Origin of the sequence: Hydrotalea flava, assembly GCF_001623405.1 — a bacterium.
GTDB lineage: Bacteria > Bacteroidota > Bacteroidia > Chitinophagales > Chitinophagaceae > Hydrotalea > Hydrotalea flava.
In genome coordinates this window covers 125722-145987 of the sequence record NZ_LUHG01000045.1, presented here as the reverse complement: position 1 = coordinate 145987, position 20266 = coordinate 125722, and the positions used below count along the sequence as shown (strand labels likewise).

Genomic DNA, 20266 nt, shown 5'->3' with positions numbered 1-20266 from the left:
ATTTTACTAAACATCAGAAAAATAAATTCATGGAGAACAACCCAACGCCACATCCTTTGCTTTGCTGGGATATTGTATTAGAAGGAATAGAGCGGCGCAAACAATTAAAAAAAGATTTGGAAGCACTACAAAATATTATGTACCGGAACGAATGGAAAGAAGTGCGTGCTGCTTTTCAGGAAGCCTTAATTTGGGAAGATAAAACCATTATAGTTACCGATAGCCAATTAAACATCATTCACGCCACTGAAAACTTACATACCATGAATGGTTATTGGCCCCATGAAGTAATAGGTCAACGCCCAACGCTATTTCAGGGGCCGGCCACTTCTCTTGATACACGTAAAGCCATTAAAATGGCTATTGATGCCTTGCAACCTTTCCAAACCGCATTAGTAAATTATCGTAAAAACGGCAGTACTTATACCTGCCATATTGAAGGATTCCCCATATTCAACCAATCAGGCAGGTTGGTAAATTTTATGGCTATTGAAAAAGCAGCTTAATCAATATTTTTAAACCATTACTTCAGCTATTGACTACTGTATTGTATCAACATAATTTGATTTAATATTGTAGTATGAAGTTAGTTAAAAATATTATTTTCGATTTAGGTGGTGTTTTCATCAACCTCGATTTTCAAAAAACAAATGAGGCATTTCAACAACTAGGTGCCACACAATTCTACAGTTTTTTTTCACAAACCCACTCCAATAGCCTTTTTGCAGCTTTAGAAACCGGCACCATTGCAACGCATGATTTTTATGATGCTTTCAGAAAACAAACAGGTATCCTGGCAACAAACAAAGCCATTGCCCATGCCTGGAATGCTATGTTAATTAACTTTCCACCCGAAAGAATTGAATGGCTCGATTCGATACAAAATAAATACGATGTTTTTTTATACTCCAACACCAATCAAATTCATTATGATTGCTTTATGGAAATATTTAAGCGTGATACAGGTAAAGACAATTTTAACCGCTATTTTAAAAAAGCCTATTATTCTCATGAAATAAAAATGCGCAAGCCGGATGCAGATGGATTTCAACTTATTTTACAGGAACAAAATTTAGCCCCGGAAGAAACTTTATTTATTGATGATACGTTACCTAACATACGAACAGCCCATTCGTTAGGATTACAAACCATACACCTGAATGCACCACTAACGGTGTTAGATTTACCGTTATAACTGTTCTATAATCGAATCACCATGGCTTCATAAGGGCGTAAGGGCATTTTATTTTTTAATGTGATAGTTGTAGGCGTTTTTACATAATTGGCCAATACCACTTTTGCTTTAGCAGATAATGTAGGACTACTAAATACCGCATCTTTAGCTGAAAAATTCAATAATATCAAAAATTTGTCGGCAGCATCTTCTCTTAAATATGCATATACCTGTGGATTGGCTTTATCCAGCAACGTGTATTTGCCATAAACCAAGGTGGGGTTGCTTTTACGCAGTTGTACTAATTTTCTAAAATAATGCAGGCAACTATTGGGGTCATTTTCTTCAACAGCAACGTTCACTGTTTTATAATTCGCATTGATTCCAATCCAGGACGTTCCGGTTGTAAAACCTGCATTGTAGCTGCTATTCCATTGAAAAGGTGAACGGCCATTATCTCTTGCGCCAAATGCAAGATTTTTCATAAATGCATTTATATCGCCCCCCGTTTGTTGTATATGTTTGTATGCATCTAATATCACTTCATCGCGATAATCATGTATCGAAGTGAATTTCGGATTCGTCATGCCCAACTCATCTCCATTATAATAAAAAGGTGTGCCCCGCATGGTAAGTAAAAAAGTAGAGAGCATTTGTGAAGAATGGGTTCTAAACTGTGGCAAATCATTTCCAAATCTGCTTACCATTCTGGCCTGATCATGATTGGCCAAAAAAACAGCCAGCCACCCACTGTGTTCAAAAGCACTATCCCATTGCGAAAAAACCGATTTAAATTGCAACAAGCTGTATCCGTTAGGCTTCGCAAGGTCTACCCCATTAAAAGCATAAGCAATATTCAGTTCATGCCGATTACTATCTACCAAATTATGTGCATCTTCAAACGTATTACCGGCACCTTCTGCTACACTCATTACATCGTATTTACTAAAAATTTGCTGGTTCATTTGTTGTAAATAGCCGTGTATATTACCCTGCATGGCATAATAACGTGTAAAATCTTTTTCAAACCCTTTCGGGAACATGGGGAAGGTGGTATCTTTTGCCACAAATTGAAAAGCATCTAACCTAAATCCGTCAATGCCTTTATCAGCCCAAAAGCGCATAATACTGTACACTTCATTTCTAACTTTAGGATTTTCCCAATTTAAATCGGGTTGTTTATCTGAAAAATAATGCAGGTAATAGGCATTGGTGAGTGTATCAAACTTCCAGGCATCATGATTAATATCGAACAAACTATAACGATAAGGTGGTTTTCCATTTTCAGCATTCCACCAATGATAATAGTTGCGATAGGGGTTATTTCTTGAGCTCCGGCTTTGCTGAAACCATTCGTGTTCGCTGCTACTGTGGTTCACCACCAAATCCATTACCAATTTAATACCTCTGCGGTGCATTCCATTTAACAAAGAATCAAAATCGGCCATCGTCCCAAATTCCGGCAAAATTTTGCGGTAATCGCTTACATCATAGCCATTATCAAAATTGGGCGATTGGTAAATGGGGTTTAACCAAACCACATCAACCCCCAAACTTTTAATATAATCTAATTCAGAGATAATTCCTTTTAAATCGCCAACGCCATCGCCGTTGCTGTCTTTAAAACTTCTGGGATAAATTTGATACACAATGGCTTCTTTCCACCATTTTTGATTGGCATCTGCTTTTGGTGGTTCAGATTGTGCATTAATATTTTCAGCACAAACAGTGATACATAATAAAAAAATTGCAAGTGTACTTTGTTTCATAAATAGTTTGATGAAAGGATGAAGTATTTAAATAACACAATGTATCAGAAAGCAGAAGCGCATTCCTTTAATATATCCGGCTTTATTTCATTTCTTCAAAATCAATATACTCTTCATCAGCCGGTTTTGTTTTAGAAGATGCAGCTTTAGATGTGGCATTAAAATTATTTTGCGATTCAGCGGCCTGCTGTTGCGCTTGTTGCATGGCATTAATCTTCTGTTTCATTTCAGAAGTAGCTTTGCCAATTGGCACCACCAAATCAAATACAAACTTGTAAATCAGATACAATACACAACTCCAAATAATAATTTTTAACATAGTGGCAAAAATACAATAACAGGTTTTAATTACAACCCTTCGGCCATTTTTTAACCATTTGTAATCAATTCCTATTTCTAATTTGGAGCGTAATCATTTTATCCATTACATTTGCAACGGAAAAAAGAACGATAGAAGGGAACGGAAGCGTTCCCTTCTGCTTTATAGGTATGTCAACACAAACACACATAGAACAAATTACCAGCATTGTAAATAGCATGCTGGAAACCGAGCCTTCATTTTTTTGCGTAGCGGTTAAAATAAAACCCACACAAAATATTAAGATATTTTTAGATGGTGATGAAGGATTGCCCATTGAAAAATGCGTGTACTTTAATAGAAAACTGTATCAATTAACCACAGAAGCAGGTATTTTTCCGGAGGGGGAATTTAGTTTGGAAGTTTCTTCACCCGGCGTTGGTGAGCCGCTAAAACTACACAGGCAATATGTTAAAAATATTGGCAGAAATGTTGAAGTAGTATTTACCGATGATACCATGAAAGGAGGGGTTTTGTTAGCCGTAACTGAGCAGGATATATTATTGGAACAAACCACAGGCAAAGGCAAAAAAGCAATTACACAGCAAATTTTAATACCATTTACTAATATAAAAACAACAACCGTTCAAATTAAATTTTAATATTCATCAGGCACGTTTGTATCAACAAAGCCTGAACTACCGCTAAAAAATTGAATTATGGCAAGTATTAATCTTATTGACGCATTTCAGGAATTTAAAGACACCGAAAATCTGGACAGACCTACTTTAATGAAAGTAGTAGAAGATGTTTTTAAAACCTTATTACGCAAAAAATATGGTAGCGACGAAAATTTTGACGTAATTGTAAATGCCGAAAAAGGCGATTTGGAAATCATCCGCCGCCGGATGATTGTAGAAGATGGAGAAGTGCAAGACCCACTTGCCGAAATCAGCTATTCAGAAGCCGTTAAAATAGAGCCCGATTTTGAAGTTGGAGAAGAATTGTACGAAGAAGTTGATATGCTCGACTTTGGCCGCCGTGCTATTTTAGCTGCCAAACAAACTTTGGCCAGCCGTATCAACGATTTAAAAAAGAATGTACTGGTAAAAAAATACAGCGATCGCATTGGTGAAATTATTTCTGCCGATGTGCATCAGGTTTGGAAAAAAGAAGTTTTATTAATGGATGAAGAAGAGAATGAATTAATTTTGCCAAAATCTGAACAAATACCACAAGACTTTTTCCGCAAAGGCGAAACCATACGTGCAGTTGTTGCAAGAGTTGATTTAAAAAACAATTCCCCTGTCATCATACTTTCACGAACCAGCCCTTTATTCTTAGCCAAACTTTTGGAAATAGAAGTACCGGAAATTTTTGACGGACTAATATCAATCAAGAAAATTGTTCGTGAACCGGGCGAAAGAGCAAAAGTAGCAGTAGAATCTTATGACGACAGAATTGACCCCGTTGGTGCCTGTGTAGGCATGAAAGGAAGTCGTATTCATGGAATTGTACGTGAATTGAAAAACGAAAATATTGATGTTATTAATTACACCAATAATATCCAGCTACTCATTCAACGCTCTTTAACACCTGCTAAAATCAGCTTCATGAATATTGATACAGAGAAGAAGCAGGCTGATGTGTATTTGAAAGCTGATCAGGTATCGCTTGCCATTGGCCGAAGAGGCGTAAATATTAAATTAGCTTCTGAACTAACCGGATATACTTTAGATGTGTTTAGGGAAGATGAAGAAAAAACAGATGAATTTGATATTGACCTGGAAGAATTTAGCGATGAAATTGAACCCTGGGTAATTGAAGCATTCAAAAAAGTAGGATGCGATACTGCCCGCAGTGTTTTAAATTTGAACGAAGATGAATTGGAAAGAAGAACCGATCTGGAAAAAGAAACCATTGCCGAAGTAAGAAGAATTTTACAGGCCGAATTTGATAACGATGAAGCATAAAACCTTTCATTTTTAATACATTAAAAAAAAGTTTATGCAAAAACTTGCGTATTTTAAAGCAACATATTAGGCCATAAACGGTCTTATATATACATTTGAACGTTGCCTTTAACAAAAAGGCGCGGATGGATTAAATAAAACGGAATGTCAGAATTGAAATTACCACGATTATTAGCAGCAGCCAAAGAGTTTAATGTTGGTCAGGACACCATTATTGAATTTTTGGGGAAGAAAGGTTTTAATAAAGATGAACTGAAACCAACAGCCAAACTTTCGGTAGAAATGTATCTTGCCCTGCAGGCCGAATTCCAAAGCGATAAACAAGCTAAGAATAAAGCTGATCAGGTAGAAATACCTAAAATTGCTCCGGCAGAACCAAGAAAACGAAAGGATGAAGAAGAAGTAAGTTTTAAAAAAGAGGAAAAAAAATCACTCCCCAAAGAAGAACCTAAGGAAACAGTGAAAGAAACAGAATCGGAATCTGTTCAAAAAAAAACTACACCAGCCGAAGTTCCTACCGTTGAATTACCATCTGAACCTATTCTTACAGAAGCGCCCATCATCCAGGAAAAGCATCCCGAACCGGAAGTAATTGTACCCGAAAAATCTGCAGAAGATGACTTTATTAAGTTAGAGGTGCCCGAAATAGAAGGGCCTAAAATTATTGCAAAGATTGATTTAGATGCAATAGATACTTCTACCAGACCTAAAAAATCTTCCAGAAAGAAAGAAGATACATCCGATAAAAAGGAACCGATAGTTGAAAGTACTACCCCGGTTACTCCACGTGTTCAACCCGAAGAAATTACGGTTGTTGCTAAAGAAGAACAACCCACAGCAACACCTGCAATGCCGGAAACAACATTACCTGTAACCAATATAGAATCCAACATTCCACAACAGGATGGTGCACCGGTTATTGAAAATATTGAAGTGGAAAAATTAACCGGCCCCAAAATATTAGGGAAAATACAATTGCCAATTGACAGTGACACCCGGCCCAAACCTTCTTCACGTGAAGAAAGCCGTAAGCAACGCAAACGCATTCCGCTAAACAAAGTAGGTGGTAACCAACCCGGCGGACAATTTAACCGCGAACCCAAAGCAGGTGGCGGCCCACGTCAGAGTAATGTAGCTGCAGGTGCTACTGTTAATGCAGGCGGTACACCGGTTACAGGACCCAACCGGCCCATACAACCCGCTAATAACCGCAATAATCAGCCGCAAGGTGGTGGCGGAACAGGTGGCAACCGGAACAACAATAACCGACATACCCCACACCAACGAGGTGCCGGACGTGATCATAGAAAAGAAGAAAAAGAAATTGACGCAAAAGATATTCAGGAAAAAATAAAAGAAACGCAGGCTAAATTAGCCGGTGCAGGTGGCAGAGGTAAAAGCCTGAAAGCAAAATATCGCCGTGCAAAACGTGATGAAGCTGCCGAATCAATGGGCGAATTATCGGAAGATAATAAACTACAGGTAACAGAATTTATCAGCGTAAGCGAACTGGCCAATTTAATGGACGTAAGTTTTGCAGATGTAATTGGTAAATGTATGAATCTTGGCATCATGGTATCGATTAACCAACGCCTTGATGCAGAAGTAATTGAATTAGTGGCTAGTGAATTTGGCTATGAAGTAGAATTTATTGGCGTGGATGACGTGGATGAATTAAATGAGGAAGAAGAAGAGGAAGATACCCAAAACTTAGTAAGCCGCCCACCAATAGTAACCATTATGGGCCACGTTGACCATGGTAAAACCTCATTACTCGATTATATTAGAAATGCGAATGTAGTAGCAGGTGAAGCAGGAGGTATTACCCAGCACATTGGCGCTTACGAAGTTACCTTACCCGAAAGTGGCAAACACATTACATTTTTAGATACACCCGGACACGAAGCCTTTACCGCTATGCGTGCCAGAGGTGCAAAAGTTACAGACATTGCAGTTATTGTTATTGCAGCAGATGATGCCGTAATGCCACAAACCAAAGAGGCCATTAGCCACGCACAAGCTGCCAATGTACCCATGATTTTTGCCATCAATAAAATTGATAAAGAAGGCGCCAATCCACAAAAAATATATGAACAACTTTCCAATATGAATATTTTGGTGGAAGAGTGGGGTGGAAAATACCAAAGTCAGGAACTGAGTGCCAAACAAGGTTTAAATGTTGATTTACTTTTAGAAAAAATATTGCTGGAAGCAGAATTGTTAGATCTGAAAGCCAACCCCAATAAAGAAGCATCCGGCTCTATTATAGAAGCCACTTTAGATAAAGGTCGCGGCTATGTAGCTACTATCCTGGTTCAAAATGGTACCCTTAAACAAGGTGATATTATTGTGAGTGCACAATACTATGGTCGTGTTAAAGCCATGTTTAATGAACGGAACCAGAAAATTACAGAAGCACCTCCATCAACACCCGCAGTTATTTTAGGCTTAAATGGTGCACCACAGGCCGGTGAAAAATTTAAAGTATATAAAGATGAATCTGAAGCCAAAGAATCTGCCAATAAACGGGCACAATTAATGCGTGAACAGGGACTCAGAGCACGTAAACATATTACCCTGGATGAAATTGGACGTAGATTAGCTTTGGGTAACTTTAAAGAATTAAATATTATCATCAAAGGTGATGTGGATGGTTCAATAGAAGCATTGAGCGATTCTTTGCAAAAACTTTCTACCGCAGAAATTGCAGTGAATGTTGTACACAAAGCAGTGGGTCAAATTTCTGAAAGTGATGTATTACTGGCTACCGCTTCTGACGCCATTTTAATTGGCTTCAATGTTCGCCCATCGGCACAAGCTGCCCGTTTGGCACAAAACGAGGGCGTAGAAATTAAAATGTACTCCATTATTTACAATGCTATTGAAGAAGTGAAGAGCGCTATGGAGGGTATGTTGGAACCCAAAATTCAGGAAAAAGAAGTGGCCACCGTTGAAGTACGCGAAGTATATAAATTTGATAAAGCTACCGTTGCAGGTTGCTTTGTTTTAGAAGGCCGTATAAAAAGAGATGCAAAAATCAGATTGTTTAGAGATGGCATCTTAATTTATCCACGTCAGGAAGGTGCATTTGCTGAATTAGGCAGTTTAAAAAGATATAAAGATGATGTAAAAGAAGTGCCCTCTAATATGGAGTGCGGCTTAACCATTAAAAATTATACTGATTTAGCTGTAGGTGATACCATTGTAGCTTATGAAGAAGTAGAAATAAAACGTACATTATAACCATACTTTCCTATCATTTGCTTCAGGATGTAGCGGATAAGCCTGCCTGAAGCAAATTTTTTTGTTAAAAGCTTTAGCAGTGAGCAGTTTCACACAGTTTAGAAGTACTTTTGAAACACACAATACCTAAATATTTTATCCTGAATAGCATGCAGGAATAAACATTTTTAAATAAATGAAATAGACTTTCAGGTGATACATAGTAAAAAAATTATGAAGCAGTTTTTATTAGTAAGCATTCTTTTCTTTTCCGTATCTGCCACTATAAAAGCGCAGGTACAAAAAGTAGTAGCCGATAAAATTGTTGCCCAGGTTGGCGATAAAATTATTTTACGATCAGATGTAATGAATGCTATTTCAGATGCCAAACGTCAGGGTCAGGAAGCATCATTACCTCCACATCCTGAATGTGCCTTTTTAGAAGCACAACTCATTCAAAAAGCATTGGTTTTACAAGCTGAAAAAGATTCACTCGTTGTTTCTGATGAAGATTTGGATGCAGCTTTAGACAATCAAATCAGAGGTTTTATCAGAGAATATGGTTCGAAAGAAGTACTGGAGGAAATTGCAGGTAAAACCATTTATCAAATTAAAGAAGATTTCAGGCCGGCATTCAGAGACAGAAAATTAGCCGACCAGATGCGCAATAAAATTCTGGAGAACGTAAAAGTTACTCCCAATGAAGTAAAAGCATATTTCGATAAAATTCCAAAAGACAGCCTCCCATTTTTTGAAAGCGAAATTGAAGTGAGCCAAATTTTGGCACAGCCAAAAGCGAATAAAGAAGTAGAAGATTATGTATCAAAAGATTTATACAGCTATAAAAAACAAGTTGAATCAGGCCAGAAAAGATTTGATCAGTTAGCAAAGCTATATTCTGATGATGTGGAAACAGAAAAACAAGGTGGTTTATTACACCTGAACAGAAACGATAAATTCTGGGATCCTACATTTTTGGCCACTGTATTTAAATTGAAGGAAGGTCAAATTTCTCCGGTTATTAAATCAAAATTTGGTTTACACATCATTCAATTGGTAAGCCGTTCCGGCGATGATGCGGTAGTACGCCACATTCTTAAAATTCCACCGGTAACACAAACAGAAATTGATTTATCCGTTCAAAAATTAGACTCGGTTCGTAATTTAATTGAAACCAAACAAATGACTTTCGGTGAAGCTGTTAACCGCTTTAGTGACGATGATAACAGCAAATTTACCGGCGGTCAAATTCAGGGAAGAGATGGCAGTTCATACATTACCATTGATCAGTTACCCGATAAAGACTTAATTCCATTATTAAAAACACTGAAGCCCGGACAAATATCGCAACCACAAGTTTATACCGACGACCGGGGCAGAAAAATGGTACGATTGGTTTATCTGAAAACCAGAACAGAGCCACATCGTGAAAACCTGAAAGAAGATTATAATAAAATTGCCCAACAGGCGCTGGAAGATAAAAAACAATCGAAATTAGAACAATGGTTTAACGATCATTTACCTAATTTCTACATTACTATCGATAAAGAATTTAAAGGTTGCAAATCGTTGGATGAGTGGTGGAAATACGCTGCTAAAAATTAAGACAACACTACCTTCCACTCCATTCAAATATATTTCAAAACCATTTATGCAAAAGGCTCGGTAATGTTTTTTTATTGCATAGAAAATGCGCCATTGTGTTCTTCAACAAAAAAGCTGCATACTGCAACTCAAATAAATGTTTACATAAAACATATCCCGTTATTTCATCGCACATTCAGATCATTATAGTGCAACAGCTTCTGCATCTTTTAACAATTGCAGATGCGCCTGAAACAGGTTACTTAATAAATTTTCAGATTTTTTTTCAGTACCAATCAAATCCTGTAAACTCACTTTATCTAATAATTGGTCAATAGAAAATTGTACCATTTGCCACAATGAACGTACAGAACAATCAACTGAATTATTACAAAAGCGCATAGCACCTGAATAGGTACCACAAAATTCTTTTGAAAATAAGGCACCCCCCAAAGATTTCAAAACCTGATTAACATTAATTTCAGATGCTGGGCGGGCTAAAACATAGCCGCCAATATTTCCGGGCGTACTATTGATGTAACCCGCTTTTCTCAGCAAACGGGTTAGTTTAGCCACATAAGCCATTGTTAAACCCTCGGCAACACTCAGTGCTTGTATGCTCATGCTTTCATTCTCCTTACACCTTGCAATGCGGAGTAAAATACGAAAACCATATTCTTCCTGTGAAGTTATTTTCATGTTGCAATTTTTTAAGGTAAGCGTACAGATTTAAATATATTAAAAAATTATTTATTATTTTTTAGTACTAAATTTGAATGCCAGCGTTACATAAATCCTAAAGTAAGTTGAGCAGCCTCACTCATCATGCTTCTATCCCATGGCGGATCCCAAACTACTGAAACATGCACATCGTTTACACCTTCAATTGCACGCACTTTTTGGTCAACCTCAATGGGCAATTCCTGAGCAGCCGGGCAACTGGGTGCAGTTAAAGTCATTACAATCTGCACATTGTTAATAGGCAGAATTTCAACTTCATAAATCAGACCCAGCTCGTAAATATCTACCGGAATTTCCGGATCGTATATTTCATGTAAAGCTTCAATCACTTTTTCTTTTAATACTTCTGGTTCCATAGTTTTCCTTTTTCAGGAGTTAATAGATTGAAACGCCAATGCATAATGTTTCATTTGCTGAATCATGGCACGCAAACCATTGGAACGGGTTTGTGCCAAATGTGTCATCATGCCTATTTCTTGTAAAAAATCTAATTGTGCTTGTAAAATTTCCTGAGGCGTAACGCCGGATAAAACTTTAATCAGCAAACTCACCAATCCTTTTACAATTACCGCATCACTATCTGCTTTAAAAAATACTTTCCCATCTGAATAATTGGCTACTAACCAAACAGTTGACTGGCAGCCTTTGATGATATTTTCTGCTAACTTATATCGCTCATCCAGCGGTGGAAGTTTTTTACCCAGTTCAATGATGTATTCATATTTTTCTTCCCAGCTATCCAATAAAGCAAATGCTTCAATTATTTCTGCCTCTCTTGCTGCAATAGTGCTTGATTCACCCATATTATAAAAGCATTTTAATTGATTTTTGAATGCCGTTAATTAGCCGGTCTACTTCTTCCATTGTATTATATACGGCAAAAGAAGCACGAACCGTTCCGGGAATACCCAAACGGTGCATTAAGGGTTGTGTACAATGATGCCCGGTTCTAACGGCAATGCCCTGATTATCTAATAAAACACCCATATCTTGCGGATGAATATTGTTTACCAGAAAAGAAATAACTCCGGTTTTATTTTCGGCCGTTCCATAAATGCGCAAGTTGGGAATTTGGAGCATTTGTTTCGTAGCATATTCCAATAATTCTTTTTCATGTTGGTGTATCATTGCAACATCGGTTTCACGCATAAAATCAATCGCTGCCTTTAATGCAATGGTATCAGCAATGTTTGGGGTGCCTGCTTCGTATTTATACGGCAATTCAGCATAAGTAGTTTTGGCAAAACTTACTTCTTTTATCATTTCACCACCGCCCATAAATACGGGCATTGCTTCTAACAAAGCCTTTTTACCATACAAAACACCAACGCCTGTTGGAGCATAAATTTTATGTCCTGAAAAAGCATAGAAGTCACAATCCATTTTTTGTACATCAATATCTAAATGTACAGTAGCCTGAGCGCCATCCACTAACACAAGTGCACCAGCGTTGTGTGCCATTTGTATGATTTCAGATATGGGATTGATGGTGCCTAAACTATTCGATACATAAGTAATGGCAACCAATTTCGTTTTAGGCGTTAGCAGTTGCCGATAAACATCTAACAACAACTCACCTTCATCGCTAATGGGAATAACCTTTAATACTGCTTTTTTTTCTTCACAAAGTATTTGCCAAGGCACAATATTGGAGTGATGTTCCATTTCAGAAATGATGATTTCATCACCTTCCTGAATATTTTTTCTTCCCCATGTATTAGCAACCAAATTGATTGACTCAGTGGTACCTCGTGTAAAAATTATTTCTTCGGTACAAGATGCATTGATAAAAACCTGCACTGCTGTGCGTGTTGCTTCATAAGCGGCCGTTGCTTCTTCTGCAAGTGTATGAATACCTCTGTGAATATTGGCATTTGAGTGCATATAATAATGGCTCAATGCATCAATAACAACCATTGGCTTTTGTGTAGTTGCAGCATTATCGAGATATACGATAGGCTTGTTATGAATAGTGCGCTTCAATATTGGGAATTGATTCCGAATATCTTCCACCTGCAATGTATTCAATATATGAGTTGATGTTTCCATGATGATATCAGCTGATTTGAACGGAGAGCCTGTTTACAATCAGTGTTTCAATGTGTTCGCGTAATGATTCAATTTTAATTTTTTCAATAACATCGTTTGCAAATGCCTGCAACAACATAGCTTTAGCCTGTGCAGCATCAATACCACGTGAACGCAGATAAAACAAAGCTTCCTCATCTAACCTTCCTATAGTACATCCATGAGAACATTTAACATCATCAGCAAAAATCTCTAACTGAGGTTTGGTATTTACACTGGCCTTTTCACTCAACAAAATATTTTTGTTACTCTGGTATGCATTGATTTTTTGAGCCTGTGGCCGCACATAAATTTTTCCGCTAAAAACGCCTGTAGTTGCATCATCCATTACACCTTTATACAACTCATTACTAAAGCAATGGGGTTCTCTGTTATCAACCAATGTATGATTATCAGCATGTGTATTCCCTTTCAACAAATACAAGCCATACATATGTGCCTCATTGCCTGGTGTTTCCATAATAATATTGGTGTTATTACGAACCATGCCACCATCTAAAGTAACCACTACGGTATGCACATAACTTTTGCCAATTTGGCGAATATGGGTTGTGTTTACCTGATTAGCTACTGCAATATCATTTTGTAGTTTATAATATTCAAACACCGCATTGCCTGCAACCACCACTTCCATTACTTCATTTGTAAAACTATCTGAACTACCTGCAGTTTTATATGTTTCAACCAACTTCAATTCAGCTGATTCTGCCAGATATATCAAACTGCGGGGCTGAGCCAGAACCGGATTTTGAACAGTATCGGCAATATGATAAATATACAATGGCAGTGCTACCTGTACTTTTTTGGGAACATACACAAATACACCACCGTTAATGAAAGAGGTATTTAGTGCATGAATACCATCCTGCAAATACAAACTGCTTTTACCTAAGTGCTCTTTCAAAATATCAGAAAAACGTATATCATTCGCTGCTTCTTCCATTGATATAATCACCATTTCATTGGCTGCAGAACGAATATTAGAAAGCAACGGATTGTACAAACCATTTACAAATACCAGTTCATTGGCTGTTGCACTATCCGGCAAGCGAAATGCATCAACAGATGCCTGATTGATGGTTGAAACTTTTTCAGAAAAACTGTATGACTGTTTAAATAAATTACTGACCGGAGTATACCGCCACTCTTCATTTTTATAAGATGGAATACCTACATTTTGATAGGTTTGAAAACCTTTTTGTCTAACCTCATTCAACAACACATTTGGATGCGATGATTGCAATGTGTCAAACTTTTCTTCTATATACGCCGTTTGTAAAATTGCCATATTACTGGAATATTTTTAGAATTGATTTTAAATAGTTGTAGCCCCAAACTCTTCTTTAATATAGTCGTAGCCTTGGTCTTCCAGGGTTAGTGCTAACTCCTTGGTTCCTGATTTTACAATACGTCCCTTATACAAAACATGTACAAAATCGGGTTGTAAATAATCCAATAAACGTTGATAATGGGTAATAACAATAATAGCGTTGTCTTTACTACGCAGTTTATTTACACCACTGGCTACAATTCGTAAGGCATCAATATCCAATCCTGAATCTGTTTCATCCAAGATAGTGAGCTTCGGTTCAAGCATCGCCATCTGAAAAATTTCATTCTTCTTTTTTTCACCGCCTGAAAAGCCTTCATTCACTGAGCGTGTCAGCAGGGCTTTATCAATTTCAACCAACTGCATTTTTTCTTTCATTAATTTCAAAAAAGCAACGGCATCTAAGGGTTCTAAGCCATGGTATTTCCTTTTTTCATTTAAAGCACTTTTAATAAAATTGGTAGTGCTTACACCCGGAATTTCAACCGGATATTGGAAGGCAAGAAACAACCCTTCTCTGGCTCTTTCTTCAGGCGAAAGTTCCAACATATTTTTCCCAAGAAACTCAATTGAGCCCTCGGTTACTTCATACTCTTCCCTTCCTGCCAGTACAGATGCCAGCGTACTTTTACCGGAACCATTCGGCCCCATGATGGCGTGTACTTCGCCGGGTTGAATATCAAGATTGATTCCTTTTAAAATTTCTTTTCCTTCAATAGCGGCATGAATGTTTTGAATAGACAACATATTATTAAAATGTAATTAATGAAAAAATTAGTTTTAACCAACACTTCCTTCCAGACTGATAGCCAGCAATTTTTGTGCTTCTACAGCAAATTCCATAGGCAATTGGTTCATCACTTCTTTTGCAAAGCCCGTAACAATGAGTGCTACGGCAGCTTCGGTATCAATACCGCGTTGACGGCAGTAAAAAAGCTGGTCTTCACCAATTTTAGAAGTGGTGGCCTCATGTTCAATAACAGCTGATGGATGCGCAGCTTCTATGTAAGGGAAAGTATGTGCACCACACTGATCGCCCAAAAGCAAAGAATCGCACTGAGAAAAATTACGGGCATTGATGGCATTTTTACCCACCCGAACCAATCCGCGATAACTATTCTGGCTTCTTCCTGCCGAAATACCTTTCGATACTATACGGCTGCGGGTATTTTTGCCAATATGAATCATTTTGGTACCAGTATCGGCTTGCTGTAAATGATTGGTGAGTGCTACCGAATAAAACTCTCCAACAGAATGATCGCCTTTCAAAATTACACTGGGATATTTCCAGGTAATAGCAGAACCTGTTTCTACCTGCGACCATGATATTTTGGCATACTCACCCATGCAAATACCCCTTTTGGTTACAAAATTGTAAATTCCTCCGGCGCCATTGGCATCGCCGGGATACCAGTTTTGCACAGTTGAATATTTGATTTCTGCTTTGCGATGGGCTACCAGTTCAACAACAGCAGCATGTAATTGATTTTCATCCCGTTTAGGGGCAGTACAACCTTCCAGATAACTTACATAAGATTCTTCTTCTGCCACAATCAGTGTTCTTTCAAATTGGCCAGAATTTTCAGTATTAATACGGAAATAGGTAGATAACTCCATGGGGCAACGAACGCCTTTGGGAATATAACAAAACGAACCATCCGTAAAAACAGCACTATTGAGTGCAGCAAAATAATTGTCGGTCATGGGTACTACCGAGCCTATATATTTTTGGACCAGTTCGGGATGGTTTTGTATGGCTTCGCTCATTGAGCAAAAAATAATGCCTACCTCGGCTAATTGTTTTTTAAAGGAAGTAGCTACAGACACACTGTCCATTACCACATCCACAGCCACACCGGTTAATCGTTTTTGCTCATTAATCGATATCCCCAATTTCTCAAAGGTTTTCAGTAATTCGGGATCTACTTCATCCAATCCGTTTAATGCCTTTTTCTTTTTGGGAGCAGCATAATAAATAATATCCTGAAAATTAATAGGTGGATATGTTACATTGGGCCATTGGGGCTCTTCCATTTTTATCCAGTGGGCAAAAGCTTTTAACCGCCAGTTCAACATCCATTCAGGCTCATTTTTTTTCTTTGAAATGAGCCGCACAATTGATTCATTGATTCCTTTAGGAACAGTTTCTGTTTCAATGTCTGTAACAAACCCATACTTGTACTCAGAACCAATGGTTTGTTCCAAAACATCCATTTCTTCTTTCATTCTACCTTTTTTTATCGTGAAGAGCAATTCGGTAACAACCGCAAAGTTAATAGCTTTTTACTGTTTGTACAAAATAGTATAAACAGCAAATTAAATTTTCTGCATTTCAAAAGTAGGCTCCCGTTGGTTAGTTTTTATAAAAATTCATGATTGTCTGGCAAAACTTAACTTAAAAATCGCTGTAATCCTTTGCTGTAAAGATTTACAGGCTAAAAAATGATTGTTTCAAAATTGGAGGGAGTACCCCATCTTTTGAAATCGGCTGAAATATGGTTCTGTAAAGGGTTTGAACCATTATTTTACAATTTTAGTTGGACAACAATGATAAAAATTTAAAAAAAAATGATTGACTAATGCTTCTAAAATTCCCTTTTTGATTGAAAATAAGAAAAATTTGAAAAATTGCATGTATGTACATATATTTGTGTTGTGAAATTAGAACAAGCCATACAAAGTAATAAATTTAAAGACGAGGTGCATAAATCGGCATTGAACATTTTATATACTGCCTGGTGGTTAAAAACCCAATCGGCCATTATTTTAAAGCAATTTGGCATTACACATGAACAGTTTAATGTACTGCGTATTTTAAAAGGGAAACATCCGGATGACATGTGCGTAAGAGACATTGCAGGAAGAATGATTGAAAAAAACTCAAATGTGCCCAGAATTATAGACAGACTGGAACTAAAAAAATTGGTAGAACGTAAGCAATCACAAATTGACAAACGTGAAACGGTGATTCATTTAACACCATTAGGTGTAAATCTTTTAGAAAAATGCAGTGAGGCGATAGATACACACCGAGCCACTGAATTTGCAATAAATAATGAAGAAGCAATGCAACTCAATGCATTACTCGAAAAAATCCGATCGAAAGAAGTATAAAAATTTTTTAAGTAGATAGATGTACATACATATAATTAACAAAACAAGGACATTCAAAATTTAAAGCATTAAAACATGAAAACCATTTTACATACAGCAGCTTCAAGAGGTCATGCACAACATGGCTGGTTAAACAGCTGGCATACCTTCAGTTTTGCAGATTATTATAATCCTGAACGTATGCATTTCGGTGCATTAAGGGTTTTAAACGATGATACTGTTGCTCCGGGAATGGGCTTTGGAGCACATCCACACCAAAATATGGAAATCATATCAATACCCCTGCATGGCGATTTACATCATAAAGACAATACTGGCCGTGATACCATTATTAAAGAAAATGATGTACAGATAATGAGCGCAGGCAGTGGCATTGTGCACAGCGAAACCAATGCCAACAAAGACAAACAGGTACAGTTTTTACAAATATGGGTAATGCCTAAAAATTTAAATATTGCGCCCAGGTATCAGCAAATCACATTACAGCAGGAAGATTTATTGAACCGTTTAAAAACCATTGTTGCACCCAATGATGAAAATGCATTATGGATCAATCAGGATGCATGGTTCAGTATGGCCAAATTTTCAAAAGATACTTCGATCGAGTATCGTTTGCAGAACAAGAACCATGGCGTTTACATTTTTATGATAGAGGGTGCCGCAAATGTTAACAAAATAACATTAAACGTAAGAGATGCGCTGGGGGTTACAGCAACCGATAACTTTCCATTGTCTGTTCAGGCAGGCTCACATATTTTATTAATGGAAGTGCCCATGTTGCAATAAATATAAAGCATACAAAAAAACATGTCAACAAAAAATATTCAGCGAATTATTTCCGGCAACCCTACCCAAGTTGGTAGTATTGATGTGCTGGAATTACTGCCTAACAGCGGCAATTTTTTTGATCCTTTTTTAGTATTCCATCATGGCATAGCCAAAGCAGACCCTGCCATTCCCATCCGTTTGCAGGGTGTTGGGCCACACCCACATCGTGGCTTTTCGGCTATTAGCTTTATTTATAAAGGAGGTGTGCACCACCAGGATAGCCGGGGCAATAATCATGTAGTATATGCAGGCGGTACCCAATGGATACATGCAGGAATGGGTATTATTCACAGCGAACGCGTACCTGCCGATATTTTTGAACACGGCGGTGTACAGGAATTGTTACAGGTTTGGATTAATACACCTGCAGCCCATAAAATGGATCAGCCGCATTATTATCCCGCAACGCAAGCGGAAACACCCTCCATTCAAACACCAGATGGTTTAACCAACATCTTAATCCCCTCCGGAGAACTGGATGGCATTAAAGGTATCATTCCAACTTTTACACCAGTCAATACATGGATGGTGCAAATGAAAAAAGGCGGTGTGTATACTTTTCATATTCCGGCTACACACCAATCGTTGGTGTATGTATTAAGTGGGGCCATATCATTCAATTCCAACACAAGCATTGCTGCCCGCCGGTTAGCATTGTTGCAGCAAAATGGAACAACATTTACCATTGAAGCTATCGAAGACAGTAATTTATTTATTGGCAGTGGCGAACCTTTGAACGAGCCCATTGCGGCACACGGCCCTTTTGTAATGAATACACAAACAGAAATTTTACAATCGTTTAAAGATTACCAAATGGGCAAAATGGGGGTTTTAATTGAAGCAACATCTTAAATACAAACACATATTTATTCATTAAACTTTAAAAACAAAAAAAATGGCAACCTACAAAATTGATGCAGCACACAGTGAAGTAACATTTAAAGTAAAACACCTGATGATTTCAAGTGTAACCGGAAAATTTCAGCAATTCGACGGGAGTTTACAAGCTGAGAAAGATGATTTTACCGATGCAAAAATCAACTTTGAAGCCGATGTAAACAGCATTACTACCGGCAATGAACAAAGAGACGGGCATTTAAAAAGTGATGATTTTTTTGCAGCCGACAAATTTCCAAAGCTTCTTTTCCAATCAACCGATGTGAAGAAAGTAAATGATGAAAAATACAGCTTAACCGGCAACCTAACCATCAGAGATATTACCAAAACCGTGACTTTAGATGTTACATACGGCGGTCAGATTGTGGACCCTTGGGGACAAACCAAATTGGGTTTTGAAGTAGAAGGAAAAATTAATCGTAAAGATTTTGGCCTTACCTGGAGCGCCACTACCGAAACCGGCGGTATAGTAGTAAGTGATGAAGTGAAGTTACACATGAATTTTGAGCTGGTGAAACAAGCCTGATAGTATGCACAATACCCATTTCAAAATATTGGCAGGATGAACATTTGCTATTCATCCTGCTTTTTTCCGGAAATAAAAACCATAAAAGCAACTTTCCAACACATTTGCTGTTGAATTAGGCAACAAATATTGATTATGAATATTGAAATTATTTCAGGCAGTCCCAGAAAAGATAGTGTTACCCAAAGACTATCCATTTATTTAAAGAATTATTTGGCAGAAAATTCAGCACATACTGTACAAATGATTGATGTAAAAGATTGGGAAATAGGGCTTTTACAGCAGGTATATACTTCAGAAGAGCATGCTCCCGAACATCTACAACCATTGGCCAGGAGAATTTTTGCTGCCGATGCCTTTATTTTGGTAACCCCCGAATACAATGGCAGCTATTCTGCAGCTTTGCAAAATTTATTGGATCACTTTCCCAAACAACCGCATAAAACGTTTGGCATTGTTACCGCATCAACCGGTGCATTGGGTGGCATGCGAAGTGCACAACAATTATTATTACTGGTACCGGCCTTATTTGGCATTGCATCACCCTATTTACTCGTAACACCATTTGTGGATCAAAAATTTAGCCCCGAGGGTAAGTTGTTGGATAGCAGCTTTCAAAAAAACATTGACAATTTCATGAAAGAATTTTTATGGCTTGCAGAAAGTTTGCATCCCGAACCGGTAACTTCCTATAATTAACCTTTCAATAAAGTGGCGGAGTT

Annotated in this window: 20 protein-coding genes; 11 read left to right on the top strand and 9 right to left on the bottom strand. The window is 37.6% G+C overall.

The genetic code is table 11. The features are described from left to right. Positions 1–29: 29 nt before the first annotated feature. Together A0F92_RS05115 and A0F92_RS05110 are read left to right on the top strand one after the other, a co-directional pair. Positions 30–506, top strand: coding sequence for a PAS domain-containing protein (locus A0F92_RS05115; RefSeq protein WP_068242356.1), 477 nt, complete (start codon positions 30–32; stop codon positions 504–506). Positions 507–580: 74 nt separating this feature from the next. Then, positions 581–1195: an HAD family hydrolase gene (locus A0F92_RS05110; protein ID WP_068242355.1), complete on the top strand. Its 615-nt coding sequence runs from the start codon at positions 581–583 to the stop codon at positions 1193–1195. 5 nt (positions 1196–1200) lie between these two features. Here A0F92_RS05110 and A0F92_RS05105 read toward each other — a convergent pair whose 3' ends face one another. Together A0F92_RS05105 and A0F92_RS05100 are read right to left on the bottom strand one after the other, a co-directional pair. Then, positions 1201–2943, bottom strand: coding sequence for a glycoside hydrolase family 13 protein (locus A0F92_RS05105; protein ID WP_167516822.1), 1743 nt, complete (start codon positions 2941–2943; stop codon positions 1201–1203). 82 nt (positions 2944–3025) lie between these two features. Further along, a complete protein-coding gene (locus A0F92_RS05100) occupies positions 3026–3262 on the bottom strand; it encodes a hypothetical protein (protein ID WP_068242352.1) in 237 nt (78 codons plus the stop codon). A 170-nt stretch (positions 3263–3432) separates the two neighbouring features. On the opposite strand from A0F92_RS05100, the gene A0F92_RS05095 reads away from it, so the two are divergent. The 4 genes from A0F92_RS05095 (at position 3433) to A0F92_RS05080 (ending at position 10041) form a co-directional block, all read left to right on the top strand. Next, a complete protein-coding gene (locus A0F92_RS05095) occupies positions 3433–3903 on the top strand; it encodes an LSm family protein (RefSeq protein ID WP_068242350.1) in 471 nt (156 codons plus the stop codon). 57 nt (positions 3904–3960) lie between these two features. Further along, positions 3961–5214, top strand: coding sequence for a transcription termination factor NusA (gene nusA / locus A0F92_RS05090; protein WP_068242347.1), 1254 nt, complete (start codon positions 3961–3963; stop codon positions 5212–5214). Between the two features lie 144 nt (positions 5215–5358). Continuing rightward, entirely contained in the window at positions 5359–8457 is a 3099-nt protein-coding gene (gene infB / locus A0F92_RS05085) for a translation initiation factor IF-2 (protein ID WP_068242346.1), read from the top strand. Positions 8458–8670: 213 nt separating this feature from the next. Next, positions 8671–10041: a peptidylprolyl isomerase gene (locus A0F92_RS05080; RefSeq protein ID WP_068242344.1), complete on the top strand. Its 1371-nt coding sequence runs from the start codon at positions 8671–8673 to the stop codon at positions 10039–10041. A gap of 183 nt (positions 10042–10224) precedes the next feature. Here A0F92_RS05080 and A0F92_RS05075 read toward each other — a convergent pair whose 3' ends face one another. The 7 genes from A0F92_RS05075 to sufB form a co-directional block, all read right to left on the bottom strand. Continuing rightward, entirely contained in the window at positions 10225–10719 is a 495-nt protein-coding gene (locus A0F92_RS05075) for an RrF2 family transcriptional regulator (RefSeq protein WP_068242342.1), read from the bottom strand. Between the two features lie 86 nt (positions 10720–10805). Beyond that, the gene (locus A0F92_RS05070; protein WP_068242340.1) at positions 10806–11117 is read right to left on the bottom strand and encodes an SUF system Fe-S cluster assembly protein; all 312 of its coding nucleotides are present in this window, start codon (positions 11115–11117) and stop codon (positions 10806–10808) included. Positions 11118–11129: 12 nt separating this feature from the next. Next, positions 11130–11564: a SufE family protein gene (locus A0F92_RS05065; protein WP_068242339.1), complete on the bottom strand. Its 435-nt coding sequence runs from the start codon at positions 11562–11564 to the stop codon at positions 11130–11132. 1 nt (position 11565) lies between these two features. Continuing rightward, positions 11566–12810: a cysteine desulfurase gene (locus A0F92_RS05060; protein ID WP_167516821.1), complete on the bottom strand. Its 1245-nt coding sequence runs from the start codon at positions 12808–12810 to the stop codon at positions 11566–11568. Between the two features lie 7 nt (positions 12811–12817). Beyond that, positions 12818–14137: a Fe-S cluster assembly protein SufD gene (gene sufD / locus A0F92_RS05055; RefSeq protein WP_068242337.1), complete on the bottom strand. Its 1320-nt coding sequence runs from the start codon at positions 14135–14137 to the stop codon at positions 12818–12820. A gap of 27 nt (positions 14138–14164) precedes the next feature. Then, a complete protein-coding gene (gene sufC, locus A0F92_RS05050) occupies positions 14165–14926 on the bottom strand; it encodes a Fe-S cluster assembly ATPase SufC (protein ID WP_068242335.1) in 762 nt (253 codons plus the stop codon). A gap of 33 nt (positions 14927–14959) precedes the next feature. Further along, a complete protein-coding gene (gene sufB / locus A0F92_RS05045) occupies positions 14960–16405 on the bottom strand; it encodes a Fe-S cluster assembly protein SufB (protein ID WP_068242333.1) in 1446 nt (481 codons plus the stop codon). Between the two features lie 429 nt (positions 16406–16834). Between sufB and A0F92_RS05040 the strand changes: the two genes are divergently transcribed. From A0F92_RS05040 to A0F92_RS05020, 5 genes are all read left to right on the top strand, one after another. Then, positions 16835–17293: a MarR family winged helix-turn-helix transcriptional regulator gene (locus A0F92_RS05040; RefSeq protein WP_068242332.1), complete on the top strand. Its 459-nt coding sequence runs from the start codon at positions 16835–16837 to the stop codon at positions 17291–17293. Positions 17294–17368: 75 nt separating this feature from the next. After that, positions 17369–18079, top strand: a complete 711-nt coding sequence (locus A0F92_RS05035) for a pirin family protein (RefSeq protein ID WP_068242329.1) — start codon at positions 17369–17371, stop codon at positions 18077–18079. A gap of 21 nt (positions 18080–18100) precedes the next feature. Continuing rightward, positions 18101–18973: a pirin family protein gene (locus A0F92_RS05030; protein WP_068242328.1), complete on the top strand. Its 873-nt coding sequence runs from the start codon at positions 18101–18103 to the stop codon at positions 18971–18973. Positions 18974–19016: 43 nt separating this feature from the next. Further along, complete coding sequence (locus A0F92_RS05025; RefSeq protein WP_068242325.1) at positions 19017–19544, top strand: YceI family protein; 528 nt, start codon at positions 19017–19019, stop codon at positions 19542–19544. 135 nt (positions 19545–19679) lie between these two features. Further along, positions 19680–20243 carry an NADPH-dependent FMN reductase gene (locus tag A0F92_RS05020; RefSeq protein ID WP_068242323.1) on the top strand — a complete coding sequence of 188 codons (564 nt, stop codon included), beginning with the start codon at positions 19680–19682 and terminating at the stop codon, positions 20241–20243. The last annotated feature ends 23 nt before the right edge of the window (positions 20244–20266 follow it).

Bases quoted from the DNA above. Each gene is read 5' to 3' on its own strand.
- A0F92_RS05115 (WP_068242356.1), top strand. From the start codon at position 30: ATGGAGAACAACCCAACGCCACATCCTTTGCTTTGCTGGGATATTGTA.
- A0F92_RS05110 (WP_068242355.1), top strand. From the start codon at position 581: ATGAAGTTAGTTAAAAATATTATTTTCGATTTAGGTGGTGTTTTCATC.
- A0F92_RS05105 (WP_167516822.1), bottom strand. From the start codon at position 2,943: ATGAAACAAAGTACACTTGCAATTTTTTTATTATGTATCACTGTTTGT.
- A0F92_RS05100 (WP_068242352.1), bottom strand. From the start codon at position 3,262: ATGTTAAAAATTATTATTTGGAGTTGTGTATTGTATCTGATTTACAAG.
- A0F92_RS05095 (WP_068242350.1), top strand. From the start codon at position 3,433: ATGTCAACACAAACACACATAGAACAAATTACCAGCATTGTAAATAGC.
- nusA (WP_068242347.1), top strand. From the start codon at position 3,961: ATGGCAAGTATTAATCTTATTGACGCATTTCAGGAATTTAAAGACACC.
- infB (WP_068242346.1), top strand. From the start codon at position 5,359: ATGTCAGAATTGAAATTACCACGATTATTAGCAGCAGCCAAAGAGTTT.
- A0F92_RS05080 (WP_068242344.1), top strand. From the start codon at position 8,671: ATGAAGCAGTTTTTATTAGTAAGCATTCTTTTCTTTTCCGTATCTGCC.
- A0F92_RS05075 (WP_068242342.1), bottom strand. From the start codon at position 10,719: ATGAAAATAACTTCACAGGAAGAATATGGTTTTCGTATTTTACTCCGC.
- A0F92_RS05070 (WP_068242340.1), bottom strand. From the start codon at position 11,117: ATGGAACCAGAAGTATTAAAAGAAAAAGTGATTGAAGCTTTACATGAA.
- A0F92_RS05065 (WP_068242339.1), bottom strand. From the start codon at position 11,564: ATGGGTGAATCAAGCACTATTGCAGCAAGAGAGGCAGAAATAATTGAA.
- A0F92_RS05060 (WP_167516821.1), bottom strand. From the start codon at position 12,810: ATGGAAACATCAACTCATATATTGAATACATTGCAGGTGGAAGATATT.
- sufD (WP_068242337.1), bottom strand. From the start codon at position 14,137: ATGGCAATTTTACAAACGGCGTATATAGAAGAAAAGTTTGACACATTG.
- sufC (WP_068242335.1), bottom strand. From the start codon at position 14,926: ATGTTGTCTATTCAAAACATTCATGCCGCTATTGAAGGAAAAGAAATT.
- sufB (WP_068242333.1), bottom strand. From the start codon at position 16,405: ATGAAAGAAGAAATGGATGTTTTGGAACAAACCATTGGTTCTGAGTAC.
- A0F92_RS05035 (WP_068242329.1), top strand. From the start codon at position 17,369: ATGAAAACCATTTTACATACAGCAGCTTCAAGAGGTCATGCACAACAT.
- A0F92_RS05030 (WP_068242328.1), top strand. From the start codon at position 18,101: ATGTCAACAAAAAATATTCAGCGAATTATTTCCGGCAACCCTACCCAA.
- A0F92_RS05025 (WP_068242325.1), top strand. From the start codon at position 19,017: ATGGCAACCTACAAAATTGATGCAGCACACAGTGAAGTAACATTTAAA.
- A0F92_RS05020 (WP_068242323.1), top strand. From the start codon at position 19,680: ATGAATATTGAAATTATTTCAGGCAGTCCCAGAAAAGATAGTGTTACC.